Annotated in this window: 9 protein-coding genes and 1 other annotated feature (1 of these 10 cut by a window edge); of the genes, 6 read left to right on the top strand and 3 right to left on the bottom strand. The window is 70.4% G+C overall.

The window, feature by feature from the left end; translation table 11 throughout:
* Positions 1 to 327: a sequence feature (16S ribosomal RNA rRNA prediction is too short), on the bottom strand (it extends 358 nt beyond the left edge of the window).
* Positions 328 to 762: 435 nt separating this feature from the next.
* Positions 763 to 1386 (bottom strand): uracil phosphoribosyltransferase, encoded by a 624-nt coding sequence (gene upp / locus ACTIR_RS0120610; RefSeq protein WP_026455682.1) that lies wholly within the window; start codon positions 1384 to 1386, stop codon positions 763 to 765.
* 88 nt (positions 1387 to 1474) lie between these two features.
* Here upp and ACTIR_RS0120615 point away from each other — a divergent pair, with 88 nt between their 5' ends.
* The 4 genes from ACTIR_RS0120615 to ACTIR_RS0120630 all read left to right on the top strand — a co-directional run bounded on the left by ACTIR_RS0120615 (position 1475) and on the right by ACTIR_RS0120630 (position 5464).
* On the top strand, positions 1475 to 2140 hold the full coding sequence (locus tag ACTIR_RS0120615; protein WP_026455683.1) for a DUF1707 SHOCT-like domain-containing protein: 666 nt from the start codon (positions 1475 to 1477) through the stop codon (positions 2138 to 2140).
* A 75-nt stretch (positions 2141 to 2215) separates the two neighbouring features.
* The gene (gene deoC / locus ACTIR_RS0120620) at positions 2216 to 3169 is read left to right on the top strand and encodes a deoxyribose-phosphate aldolase (protein ID WP_026455684.1); all 954 of its coding nucleotides are present in this window, start codon (positions 2216 to 2218) and stop codon (positions 3167 to 3169) included.
* A complete protein-coding gene (locus ACTIR_RS0120625) occupies positions 3169 to 4614 on the top strand; it encodes an aldehyde dehydrogenase family protein (RefSeq protein WP_411431340.1) in 1446 nt (481 codons plus the stop codon). Before deoC ends, ACTIR_RS0120625 begins: the two co-directional genes overlap by 1 nt.
* Positions 4601 to 5464 (top strand): aldehyde dehydrogenase family protein, encoded by an 864-nt coding sequence (locus ACTIR_RS0120630; RefSeq protein ID WP_007024939.1) that lies wholly within the window; start codon positions 4601 to 4603, stop codon positions 5462 to 5464. Before ACTIR_RS0120625 ends, ACTIR_RS0120630 begins: the two co-directional genes overlap by 14 nt.
* Positions 5465 to 5584: 120 nt before the next feature.
* Here the strand turns inward: ACTIR_RS0120630 and ACTIR_RS0120635 are convergent, their stop codons facing one another.
* Positions 5585 to 8125 carry a DEAD/DEAH box helicase gene (locus ACTIR_RS0120635; RefSeq protein WP_026455686.1) on the bottom strand — a complete coding sequence of 847 codons (2541 nt, stop codon included), beginning with the start codon at positions 8123 to 8125 and terminating at the stop codon, positions 5585 to 5587.
* A 143-nt stretch (positions 8126 to 8268) separates the two neighbouring features.
* Between ACTIR_RS0120635 and ACTIR_RS0120640 the strand changes: the two genes are divergently transcribed.
* Positions 8269 to 9576, top strand: coding sequence for a hypothetical protein (locus tag ACTIR_RS0120640; RefSeq protein ID WP_026455687.1), 1308 nt, complete (start codon positions 8269 to 8271; stop codon positions 9574 to 9576).
* Positions 9577 to 9681: 105 nt separating this feature from the next.
* Here ACTIR_RS0120640 and ACTIR_RS0120645 read toward each other — a convergent pair whose 3' ends face one another.
* Positions 9682 to 10797 carry an adenosine deaminase gene (locus ACTIR_RS0120645; protein WP_026455688.1) on the bottom strand — a complete coding sequence of 372 codons (1116 nt, stop codon included), beginning with the start codon at positions 10795 to 10797 and terminating at the stop codon, positions 9682 to 9684.
* A gap of 264 nt (positions 10798 to 11061) precedes the next feature.
* Here ACTIR_RS0120645 and ACTIR_RS0120650 point away from each other — a divergent pair, with 264 nt between their 5' ends.
* On the top strand, positions 11062 to 12234 hold the full coding sequence (locus ACTIR_RS0120650; RefSeq protein ID WP_034241275.1) for a coiled-coil domain-containing protein: 1173 nt from the start codon (positions 11062 to 11064) through the stop codon (positions 12232 to 12234).
* The last annotated feature ends 148 nt before the right edge of the window (positions 12235 to 12382 follow it).

Genomic DNA, 12382 nt, shown 5'->3' on the forward strand with positions numbered 1-12382 from the left:
GTCTGGGCCGTGTCTCAGTCCCAGTGTGGCCGGTCACCCTCTCAGGCCGGCTACCCGTCGTCGCCTTGGTAGGCCATCACCCCACCAACAAGCTGATAGGCCGCGGGCTCATCCCGTACCGCCGAAGCTTTCCACACCACCCCATGCGAGGCGATGTCCTATCCGGTATTAGACCCCGTTTCCAGGGCTTATCCCAGAGTACAGGGCAGATTGCCCACGTGTTACTCACCCGTTCGCCACTCATCCACCACCCGAAGGCGGCTTCAGCGTTCGACTTGCATGTGTTAAGCACGCCGCCAGCGTTCGTCCTGAGCCAGGATCAAACTCTCCAACAATGAATATTCGATCCGAGACCCAATGTCTCAAAGAAACCCACAAAAAAGGGGCAAACCCCACCCACCAAAACAGGTGAGGCATCAAAGCTCTACTAGCTGACAATCACTAGCGCACTGTTGAGTTCTCAAACAACACCACAAAGATGCTTCTCGGTTTTTCCCTCCGAGCGACACCCACCCTAACAACAACCCCGGAAGGCTCTTTCAAGGGGGGTGACCACTCACCCGGAGCGAGGAACACCCACTCTACCACAACCATGGGAGCTTGGTTCATGTTCCCCCGCCGAGTAACCCGAACTCCCCCTCTCGGAGGGCCCGTCCGGTCTCCCCGGCGACGAAGTAAACACTACACACCCGGCCCACCCCACCCGAAAGGGGGGTCCCTTTTTCGATCTTCGCAGCTCAGGCGCCCCGTAGGCCGTGTCCGTCAGAGCGGCCCGTACTGCCGGTCGCCGGCGTCGCCCAGGCCGGGAACGATGAAGCCGGACTCGTTGAGGCGTTCGTCGACGCTCGCGGTCACCACGCGCACCGGCAGCCCGGACCTCTCCAGACACGTGATCCCCTCCGGGGCGGCGAGCGCGCAGACGGCGGTGACGTCGGTGGCCCCGCGTCCGGTGAGCAGCCGGATCGTGTACTCCATCGAGCCGCCGGTGGCCAACATCGGGTCGAGCACCACGACCGGGCGCTCCGCCAACGACTCGGGCAGCGACTCCATGTACGGCGTGGGCTGCAGGGTCTCCTCGTCGCGCGCCAGCCCCACGAAACCCATCTGCGCGTCCGGGATCAGCTTGTGCGCCTGGTCGGCCATGCCGAGGCCGGCCCGCAGCACGGGCACCAGCAACGGCGGATCGGCCAGCCGGAAGCCGTCCGTCCGGGCCACCGGGGTGTGGATGCGCTCGGTCAGCAGCGGCGCCTCCCGCATGGCCTCGTAGGTGAGCATGACCGTCAGCTCCTGCAGCGCCGCGCGGAAGGCCGCACTGTCCGTGCGCGCGTCCCGCATCGTGGAGAGCCGGGCCTTGGCCAACGGGTGTTCGACGACGTGCACATCCATGGCCGTCACCCTAACTGCGCGGGACCGGCCCGGTGCGGATGCGGAGAACGGGGATGAGCCCGGACGTCGGCCTCGTTAGGCTGGTCACGTGGACGACGAAGCCGGGCACGGTGAGTACACGCGGATGCGGGCCTCGGACGCCGACCGGGAACGGGTCGCGCGGATCCTGCACGACGCGCTGGGCGAGGGCCGGATCACGATGAGCGAGCTGGAGGAACGGCTCGACACCGTGTACGCGGCGAAGACCCTGGGCGAGTTGGAACCGGTGCTGACCGATCTGCCCGGAGCGTCGGTCGCGCCGTGGACGCCCGACGGCCCGCCCGCCGCGGCGGCACCACCCGAGCAGCGGATCGGGGGAACCCCGGGGTCGACGTTCTCGATCGCCGTGATGTCCGGGGCCGACCGCAAGGGCAACTGGGTGCTGCCCGCGCAGCACAACAGCTTCGCGTTCTGGGGCGGCGTCGAGATCGACCTGCGGCAGGCCCGCTACGCCGAGAAGCACTGCACCATCACCGCGGTCGCGATCATGGGTGGTGTGGACATCACGGTCCCCGACGACATCGTCGTCGAGGTGACCGGCCTCGGGTTCATGGGCGCGTTCGAGACGAAGAACAAGAAAGGGGCGTCCGACTCCGCACCGCCCGGAGCCCCGGTCGTGCGGATCAACGGGCTGGCCCTGATGGGCGGGGTCGAGGTCAAACGGGTGCCCCGCGAGCCGCGGCGGCGGGGCCGCGAACGGGACGAGCACGACTGAGTCCGGCTCCAAAGGGAAGAGACCGGTGCCGCCGAGCCCGTGGCCCGGCCCGTCGTGACCGATACCCTCTCCGCCATGGCAACAGCTACCCTGCCGGCCGAGCTCGCCGACGCGATCCGCGACGAGCGAAGTCTGCGCCGGTTCCTGCACGGCCTGCCCGGAGTGGACCGGGTCGGTCTCGAACAGCGTGCCGCGACCCTGGCCACCCGCAGCATCAAGAAGGCGGCGAAGCGGTGGGCGATCGACGCGGCGATCTCCATGGTGGACCTGACCACGCTGGAGGGCGCCGACACGCACGGTCGCGTGCGGTCGCTGGCCGCCAAGGCACGGCGTCCCGACCCGGACCGGCCGGACACCCCGGCCGCGGCGGCGGTGTGCGTCTACCCCGACCTGGTGTCCACCGCCGTCGAGGCACTGACCGGCAGCGGCGTCGGCGTCGCGAGTGTGGCGACCGCCTTCCCGTCCGGACGTTCCGGTCGCGAGATCAAGCTCGCCGACGTGCGGCTCGCGGTCGACGCCGGCGCGGACGAGGTCGACATGGTGATCGACCGGGGCGCCTTCCTGGAGGGCCGGTACGGGGCGGTGTTCGAGGAGATCCGCGAGGTCCGGCAGGCGTGCGGCGGGGCGCACCTGAAGGTGATCCTGGAGACGGGTGAGCTGGCCACCTACGACAACGTCCGCCGGGCCGCCTGGCTGGCGCTGCTGGCGGGCGGCGACTTCGTGAAGACCTCCACCGGCAAGGTGTCCCCGGCGGCGACGCTGCCGGGCACCCACGTCCTGCTGCGGGCGGTGCGGGACTTCCACCGGACCACCGGACAGCGGCGCGGGGTGAAGGCCGCGGGCGGGATCCGGACCACCAAGGAGGCCGTGCGGTACCTGGTCGCCGTGCACGAGGTCGCGGGCGAGGAATGGCTCACGCCGTCGCTGTTCCGCTTCGGCGCCTCCGGCCTGTTGAACGACCTGCTGCTGCAACGGCGCACCCAGCTGGACGGCCACTACAGCGGCCCCGACTACCTGGCATTGGACTGATGGGCGTGAATCTCTGGGAGTACGAACCCGCGCCGGAGTCGCGGGAGGTGGCCGGCCTGAAGTCGCGGTACCGGCCGTTCGTCGGTGGTGAGTTCGTCGACGGCTCGGGCACGCCGCTGCAGTCGGTGAACCCCGCCACCGAGGAGGTGCTCGCCGAGGTCGGCACGGCGGGTCCGGCCGACGTGGACGCGGCGGTGAAGGCCGCACGCAAGGCGTTCGAGCGCACCTGGGCACCCATGCCCGGCGCCGAGCGCGCGAAGTACGTCTTCCGCATCGCCCGGCTGCTCCAGGAACGCGCACGCGAGCTGGCCGTGCTGGAGACGTTGGACAACGGCAAGCCGATCCGGGAGTCGCGGGACGCCGACATCCCGACGGCCGCGGCACACTTCTTCTACCACGCGGGCTGGGCGGACAAGCTCGACCACGCGGGCGTGGGCCCGGACCCGCGTCCGCTCGGGGTGGCCGGCCAGGTGATCCCGTGGAACTTCCCGCTGCTGATGCTGGCGTGGAAGATCGCCCCGGCGTTGGCCACGGGCAACACCGTGGTGCTCAAACCGGCCGAGACCACGCCGCTGACGGCGCTGGTGTTCGCCGAGATCTGTCAGCAGGCCGACCTGCCGCCGGGGGTGGTGAACATCCTGCCCGGCGCCGGGGACGTCGGCGCCGCCCTGGTGGAGCACGACGGTGTGGACAAGGTGGCGTTCACCGGATCCACCGAGGTGGGCAAGGGCATCCAGCGGACGCTGGCGGGCACGCGCAAACGGCTGACCCTCGAACTCGGCGGCAAGGCGGCGAACATCGTGTTCGACGACGCCCCACTGGACGAGGCGGTCGAGGGCATCGTCAACGGGATCTTCTACAACCAGGGGCACGTCTGCTGCGCCGGGTCGCGGCTGCTCGTGCAGGAGTCGGTGGCCGACGAACTGCTGGAGCGGCTGCGCGCGCGGGTGTCCACGCTGCGCCTCGGTGACCCGCTCGACAAGAACACCGACATCGGCGCGGTGAACTCGGCCGAGCAGCTCGCCCGGATCCGGGAGCTGTCCGACTCCGGCGACGCCGAGGGGGCCACGCGCTGGACGAGTCCGTGCGCGCTGCCGGAGCGGGGGTACTTCTTCGCGCCGACCGTGTTCTCCGACGTCGCGCAGTCGATGCGCATCGCCCGCGAGGAGATCTTCGGCCCGGTGCTGTCGGTGCTGACGTTCCGCACCCCGGAGGAGGCCGTCGCCAAGGCGAACAACACGCCCTACGGCCTGTCGGCGGGGGTGTGGACGGAGAAGGGCTCCCGGATGCTGTGGCTGGCCGAGCGGCTGCGGGCCGGGGTGGTCTGGGGAAACACGTTCAACCGGTTCGATCCCGCCGCGCCGTTCGGTGGCTACACGGAGTCCGGCTTCGGGCGCGAGGGCGGCCGGACGGGTCTGGAGGCGTATCTGCATGTCGCGAGTTGAGGTGGCCAAGACCTACAAGCTCTACGTCGACGGGAAGTTCCCGCGGTCCGAGTCGGGCCGCAGCTACCCGGTGACCGACCCGAAGGGGCGGTTCCTGGCCAACGTCTCGCAGGCCTCCCGCAAGGACCTGCGGGACGCGGTGGCGGCGGCGCGGAAGGCGTTCGGCGGCTGGTCCGGTGCGACGGCGTACAACCGGGGCCAGGTGCTGTACCGGGTGGCGGAGATGCTGCAGGACCGGCGCGAGCAGTTCGTCGCCCGTGTGGGCGAGGCCGAAGGATTGTCCGGCCGCAAGGCGGAGGCCGTCGTGGACGCGGCCGTGGACCGGTGGGTGTACTACGCGGGCTGGACCGACAAGATCGCCTCGGTGCTGGGCGCGGCCAACCCGGTGGCGGGGCCGTACTTCTCGTTCACCACACCGGAACCCACCGGGGTGGTCGGGGTGCTGGCCCCGCAGCGGTCGTCGCTGCTGGGGCTGGTGAGCGTGCTCGCGCCGGTGCTGGCCACGGGGTGTACCGCGGTGGTCGTCACCAGCGGCGAGCGGCCGCTGCCCGCCGTCACGCTCGCCGAGGTGTTGGCGACCTCGGACGTGCCCGCCGGGGTGGCGAACGTGCTCAGCGGCAGCGCGCTCGAACTCGGCCCGTGGCTCGCCTCGCACGCCGACGTCAACGCGCTCGACCCGATCGGTGCCGGTCCGGTCGGGAAGGTGGAGATGGCGCGCGCGGCGGCGGACACGGTGAAGCGGGTCCTGGACACCGGCGACGAGGAACCGGACTGGACCGCGCGCCCCGGGCTCGCCCGCCTCCGCAACTGCCTGGAGGCCAAGACCGTCTGGCACCCCCTCGGCACCTGACCCGCCAACTCGCGGGCCTGAACCGTCAACTCGCGGGCCTGAACCGGCAACTCGCGGGCCTGCCGGCGAGTTGCCGCTCCGGGCGCGCGAGTTGACGGGTGGTGCCCGTGAGTTGACGGGTCAGAGTTGGTTGACGTCGGTGACGGTGATCACGGCCGTGCCGGTCTCGTCGGAGGCGCCGAGGTCGACCTCGGCGCTGATGCCCCAGTCGTGGTCGCCGGCCGGGTCGGCGAGAATCTGCCGGACCCGCCAGATGCCCGGCTCGGGCTCGCGCTCGATGAGCAGCAGGCCCGGGCCGCGGGCGTCCGCGTCGGTGCCGATCTCGTCGTACTCGGCGAAGTAGTCCGCCAGCGCGTCCTCCCACGCTTCGGCGTCCCAGCCGGAGTCGCCGTCCAGCTCACCGAGCGCCTCGTAGTCCTCGCGGGCGGCCAGCTGCACCCGGCGGAACATCTCGTTGCGCACCAGCACCCGGAACGCGCGCTCGTTGCGGGTGACCGGCTGCGGCCCCTCGGAGACGGTGTGCCTGCCGGTGTCGTCGGCCGCGGCCTCCTCCGGGTGCCGCAGCGCCTCCCACTCGTCGAGCAGACTCGAATCCACCTGGCGCACCAGTTCCCCGAGCCACTCGATGAGGTCCTGCAGCGGTTCGCTCTTGGCGTCGTCGGGCACGGTGCGCCGGAGCGCGTCGTAGGTGTCGGCGAGATAGCGCAGCAGCACCCCCTCCGACCGCGCGAGGCCGTAGTGGCCGATGTACTCGACGAAGTTCATCGCCCGCTCGAACATGTCCCGCACGACCGACTTCGGGGAGAGCTCGTAGTCGGCCACCCACGGGTGCCCCTGGCGGTAGCGCGAGTAGGCCGCCTCGAGCAGCTCCTCCAGCGGCTTCGGGTGGGTGACGTCCTCCAGCAGCTCCATCCGCTGCTCGTACTCGATGCCCTGGGCCTTCATCTCGGCGATGGCCTCGTTGCGGGCCTTGAACCGCTGCTGCGCCAGCACCTGCTTCGGGTCGTCCACCGTGGCCTCGACGATGGACACCACGTCCAGCGCGTAGCTCGGCGAGTCCGGGTCGAGCAGCTCGATCGCGGCCAGCGCGAGCGGGGACAACGGCTGGTTCAGGGCGAAGTCGAACTGCAGATCCACCGTGAGCCGCACGGTCCGGCCCTGCTCGTCCGGCTCGTCCAGCCGCTCGACCACCCCGGCAGCGAGCAGCGCGCGGAAGATGGCGATCGCGCGCAGGATGTGCCTGCGTTGGGCGGGCCGGTCCTCGTGGTTGTCCTCCAGCAGGTGCCGCATGTGCGCGAACGCGTCCCCGGGCCGGGAGATGACGTTGAGCAGCATCGCGTGGGTCACCGTGAACCGCGAGGTCAACGGCTCGGGCTGGGCGGCGACGAGGCGGTCGAAGGTGCTCTCGGTCCAGTTGACGAAGCCCTCCGGCGCCTTCTTGCGGGTGACCTTGCGCTTCTTCTTCGGGTCGTCGCCCGCCTTCTCCAGCGCCTTGGCGTTCTCGATGACGTGTTCGGGGGCCTGCACGACGACGTGCCCGTCGGTGTCGTAGCCCGCGCGCCCCGCACGGCCCGCGACCTGGTGGAACTCGCGGGCCTTGAGATGCCGCTGGCGGGTGCCGTCGAACTTGGTCAGCGCCGAGAACACCACGGTGCGGATCGGCACGTTGATGCCGACGCCGAGGGTGTCCGTGCCGCAGATGATCTTGAGCAGGCCCGCCTGGGCGAGCTGTTCGACGAGGCGGCGGTACTTGGGCAGCATCCCGGCGTGGTGGACGCCGATGCCGTGCCGCACCAGCCGGGACAGCGTCTTGCCGAACCCCGCGGAGAACCGGAAGTCGCCGATCGCCTCGGCCAGGGCGTCCTTCTCGGCGCGGGAGCAGACGTTGATGCTCATCAGTGCCTGTGCCCGCTCCACCGCGGCGGCCTGCGAGAAGTGCACCACGTACACCGGGGCCAGTCCGCCGTGCAGCAGCTCGGACACCGTCTCGTGCATGGGCGTCGTGGCGTAGCGGAAGGTCAACGGCACCGGGCGTTCGGCGGAGGTGACCACCGCGGTGTCCCGGCCGGTGCGCCGGGTGAGGTCGGACTCGAAGAACGAGACGTCGCCGAGGGTGGCCGACATGAGCACGAACTGCGCCTCCGGCAGCTCCAGCAGCGGCACCTGCCAGGCCCAGCCGCGGTCCGGGTCGGCGTAGAAGTGGAACTCGTCGGCCACGACCTGCCCGACGTCGGCCTCCGCCCCGTCCCGCAGGGCGATGTTGGCCAGGATCTCGGCGGTGCAGCAGATGATCGGCGCGTCCGGGTTGACGCTGGAGTCGCCGGTCATCATGCCGACGTTGTCGGCGCCGAAGGTGTCGACGAGGTCGAAGAACTTCTCCGACACGAGCGCCTTGATCGGCGCGGTGTAGAAGCTGCGCACGCCGTCGGCCAGCGCGGCGAAGTGCGCACCCACCGCCACCAGGCTCTTCCCCGAGCCGGTCGGGGTGGAGAGAATGACGTTGGCACCGGAGACGACCTCGATCAACGCCTCCTCCTGCGCCGGGTAGAGTTCGACGCCCCGCTCGGCGGTCCAGGTCGTGAAGGCGTCGAAGAGGGCGTCGGGGTCGGCGCCCTCGGCGTCGGCTTCGTCGGGAAGGCGGTCGGTGAGAAGTTCAGTCATCGTGCCTGAGATCGTGTCACTGGCGGCCCCTTCGCGTGAGGGGTGATCGCGGTTCGGAGCCGGAACCCGTAGGCTTCGCCTTCACGGCCGGCTTCGAACGCAGTGGTGAACCGGCACGTGCACAGGTGTTCCCGGAGGGCGGAATGGCTCAGGATATCATCCCGATCGAACTCGGGCTGCCACAAGGCGATCTGGTGACCCTGTGGGCGCCACGATGGCGGGAGGACGGCGAGGAGTGGGAGGCCTTCCTCGGCGACGAGGACGACCTCTACGCGTTCCGGGACTCCGCCCACCTGGCGGCGTACGTGCGCACGGCCACCGAGCACGACCTGGTCGACCACCCCGCCTGGGACACGGTGCCCGCCCTCAACGTGCCCGAGCTGATCCCCGACGACGACCACTGCTTCGACCTCGTCGGCGTGCCGGAGATGGTGGCGGGCGAACCCGACTCCTGGACCCTGAGCGAGCTCGCGGAGATCGTCAACATCGTGCGGTCGCTGGCGGACGTGTGCGAGCTGGACGACGTGCACGAGGTCCTGGACGGCTGCCAGGCGTTCTCCCTGCTCGATCAGGGGCAGCTGCCGTTCTCCGGCCGGGACGGCACCCGGCTGTGGAACGACCTGTCCAAGACCGTCTCCGAGAAGTGGGACGTGGTGCTCGACTCCGTCGACGAGTTGATCACCGTGCCGGAGGTGGACTCCGCCACGCTCGACCAGACGACCGAGGAGCTGGCCGCCTTCCACGAGGAGTCGGCCGAGTCCGAGGCCGGGGTCGACTCGGACGAGCGGGAGGACCTGGACGCCGTCTACGGGGGCTCGGCGACCACCGGCGAGGCCACGGACACGGACGAGACCGCCGACTCCGAGGACGGGACCGACGACGCCGACGAGCCCGCGGGGTTCTGGACCGAGGTCGGCATCGACCCGATCAAGATCGTCACGTCCGACCGGGAGCACTTCACCCTGCGGTGCTATCTCGACGACGACCCGATCTTCCTCGGTTCGAACGGCCGCATCGAGACCTTCCCCTCCGAACGCGCGCTGGCGCGGGCGCTGGCCGAACCCGGCGACCTGGCGCTGACCGACCTCGCCGAGGTGTCCACCTGGGACGAGGTGCTGACCAGCGCGACGGCCGGTGAGCTGGAGGTGGACGTCGACCCGGAGAACACCTACGTGCTCACCGGGCTGGCCGACGACATCGGCTCCGGGTTGGAGGCCATCGACCCGAGTCAGCTGGAACTCGCGGTGGAGCTGCTCACCGACGCCGCCGACTGGGCCGGCGACGACAGCGTCCACGAGGCGCTGGCCGGCTCGGAACGGCTCGGCTGGCTGGTGTCCTTCGTGGTCAGCCCCGACCCGGACCGGCTCGCCCCGAGCGCGCCGTTCGACGCCGAGCAGAAGACCTGGCGCACCCTCGTGGAGAACTTCGAGACCCGCCTGCACGCGAACTGACCCCGCACCCCGGGTGTTGCCGTGAGGGGCACTTTCCCTGCGCCCGGTGCCGTGAGGGGCACATTCGCTGCGTGACACGCAGGGAATGTGCCCCTCACGGTCACCTCACTCGACTTCGGCGTACCAGGGCTTGATGACGTTGTTGATCAGGTCCAGGCGCTCGTCGAAGTCGATGAAGGCGGACTTCATCGCGTTGATCGTGAACCACCGCACGTCCGACCAGCCGTAGCCGAACGTCTCCACGAGCCGGGCGAACTCCGAGGACATGGTGCAGTCGCTCATCAGCCGGTTGTCCGTGTTCACCGTGACCCGGAACCGCATCGCGGCCAGCAGACCGATCGGGTGCTTCTCCAGCGAGGGGGCGGCCCCGGTCTGCAGGTTGGACGACGGGCACACCTCCAGCGGGATACGCCGGTCCCGCACGTAGGAGGCCAGCCTGCCCAGCTCCGCGGCACCACCGCCGGGGACGGTCGCGGCACCGTCGCCGGCGGGGGTGATGTCGTCGATGATGCGTACCCCGTGTCCGAGCCGTTCGGCGCCGCAGTACTGGATCGCCTCCCAGATCGACGCCAGTCCGAACGCCTCACCCGCGTGGATGGTGAAGTGGGCGTTGTTGACCCGGATGTACTCGAAGGCGTCGAGGTTGCGGGTCGGGGGGAAGCCGGCCTCCGGGCCCGCGATGTCGAACCCGACCACGCCGACGTCGCGGTAGCGCACGGCGAGTTCGGCGATCTCCAGCGCCCGCGCGTGCTGCCGCATCGCGCAGAGCAGGGTGCCCACCCGGATGCGCACGCCCTGTTCGGCCGCGCGCCGGGTGCCCCGCTCGAAGCCGTCCTGCACGGCCTCGATCACCGCCTCGAGGGACAGCCCCCGGGTGACGAACAGCTCGGGCGCGTAGCGCACCTCGGCGTAGACGACGCCGTCGGCGGCGAGGTCCTCGACGCACTCCTCGGCCACCCGGGACAGCGCCTCCTCGGTCTGCATCACCCCGGTGGTGTGGGCGAAGGTCTCCAGATAGGACTCCAGGGACCCGGAGTCCGCCGCGTCCCGGAACCACCGGGTCAGGTCGGTGACGTCGGTGGTGGGCAGCCCCCGGTAGCCGGTCGACTCGGCCAGCTCGACGACGGTGCGCGGGCGCAGCCCGCCGTCCAGGTGGTCGTGGAGCAGTACCTTGGGGGCCGTGCGCAGGTCCTGAAGGGTGGGAACGGTTCGCGTCGCCATTCCCCGACGGTACCCGGGCGCGGCGGTCACACGGATGGTTGACACACCGCGGGCGGGGCCGAGTGACCCCGCGGGAACCCCGGGGGCCGCCCGCGGCCCGGGTCCGAACCCGTACTTGAGCGTTACCACGGTGACCGAGACGTTATGCCCGTGATCGGCTTCGCACGTCACACGTTTACGGACGGGGGCGATACGCTCCGCAGCGGGTCGATCGCTAGGCTCGCGGGCAGGTCCCATCTTTCCCCGCCGATGAAGGACACCGCAGTGACGTCTGACAACAATCTCGCAGCCCCGTCCTTCGACCGGATGCGCAACATGTTGGTGCGCGCGGCCGAGGTCCGAGAGAGCGAACAGCAGCAGATCTTCGACGCCCTCGACGACATCTACGCCCGGCTCGCGCCGGTGGACTCCCTCGGCGCGATGCGCAAGCGGCTGTCCGAGCTGCCCGACCGCACGGAGGTCTCCGTCCTGGCCGAACGCCTGGACGAGGCCATGAACCGGCTCGAGGCCCAGGACAACGCGCTGGCCGAGCTGGCCCGCTCGGTGGAGTCCGTGGTCGACAAACTCCAGAAGCCGTTCGCGCAGCTCGACGGGAGGCTCGACGGTGTCGGGGCCCGCTTCGAGGGCGTGTCCGGCCGGATGGACGGCCTGGAGGACAAGCTCACCAACATCCACCGCAGGCTGGACGAGCTCGGTGGGCACCTGGACAAGCAGGACGACAAGATCGACGGGGTCCCCTCGGCCGTGCACGGCCCGGTCCGCGAGCGGATCGACACGATGGAGACCTCGTTCAAGGAGCGGGTCGACCGCTTCGACACCGACTCCCGCGAGCGGGCCACGGCGAACACCGAGGCGGTGCAGAACTCGCTGTCCGAGAGCACCGAGTCGCTGACCGGCTCGCTGTCGAGCACCGCCGAGTCGCTGCGCACCTCGTTGACCGAGACGGCGGACTCGCTGCGCACCTCGCTGACCGAGACCGCGGAGATCCTGGACACCTCCGACCGCCTCGACTCGCTCGGCGGGAGGCTGGACAAGCTCACCTCGCGGTTGGACGAGCTGGCCACCCGCCTGGACAAGGTCGAGGAGGGTGTCGTCTCGCAGATCGGCGATCTGGACGGCGCGGTGAAGTCCGGGCTGTCCCAGGTCGAGGGCACCCTGGCCCAGCAGCCGGACAACGAGTACTTCAGCTCGGTGGTGCGCAAGAGCAACGAGGAGTCGGAGCGCCGCATCGGGGGTCAGCTCGACGAGGCGATGGCGACCTTCGCCGAGCTGATGCTCGGCGGCGGGCCCGCCCAGCAGCAACAGCCCGCGATCTCCGCCCCGCCCGCCCCGCGGCAGCCGCGCCGGCGCAACAACAACGGCCGGTCGCCGAAGAACGGCGAGGGCAAGTCGAAGACCCCCGCCGGAGACGGCGAGACCGGAGACGGCGAGGAGTGAGCCCCACGACCGGGTCGCGGGGGCGGGCGGCGGACGCCGTCAGTCCCCCGTGATCCGGTCCAGCACGATCCCCGGACCGACACGGCCCCCGTCCGCCGCGCCCGTCGACGCGGCACCGGCGGGGGCCGTGTCGTGTCCGGACGTCCCG

Origin of the sequence: Saccharomonospora iraqiensis subsp. iraqiensis, from assembly GCF_000430445.1 — a bacterium.
GTDB classification, from domain to species: domain Bacteria; phylum Actinomycetota; class Actinomycetes; order Mycobacteriales; family Pseudonocardiaceae; genus Saccharomonospora; species Saccharomonospora iraqiensis.

Bases quoted from the DNA above. Each gene is read 5' to 3' on its own strand.
- upp (WP_026455682.1), bottom strand. From the start codon at position 1,386: ATGGATGTGCACGTCGTCGAACACCCGTTGGCCAAGGCCCGGCTCTCC.
- deoC (WP_026455684.1), top strand. From the start codon at position 2,216: ATGGCAACAGCTACCCTGCCGGCCGAGCTCGCCGACGCGATCCGCGAC.
- ACTIR_RS0120625 (WP_411431340.1), top strand. From the start codon at position 3,169: ATGGGCGTGAATCTCTGGGAGTACGAACCCGCGCCGGAGTCGCGGGAG.
- ACTIR_RS0120630 (WP_007024939.1), top strand. From the start codon at position 4,601: ATGTCGCGAGTTGAGGTGGCCAAGACCTACAAGCTCTACGTCGACGGG.
- ACTIR_RS0120635 (WP_026455686.1), bottom strand. From the start codon at position 8,125: ATGACTGAACTTCTCACCGACCGCCTTCCCGACGAAGCCGACGCCGAG.
- ACTIR_RS0120640 (WP_026455687.1), top strand. From the start codon at position 8,269: ATGGCTCAGGATATCATCCCGATCGAACTCGGGCTGCCACAAGGCGAT.
- ACTIR_RS0120645 (WP_026455688.1), bottom strand. From the start codon at position 10,797: ATGGCGACGCGAACCGTTCCCACCCTTCAGGACCTGCGCACGGCCCCC.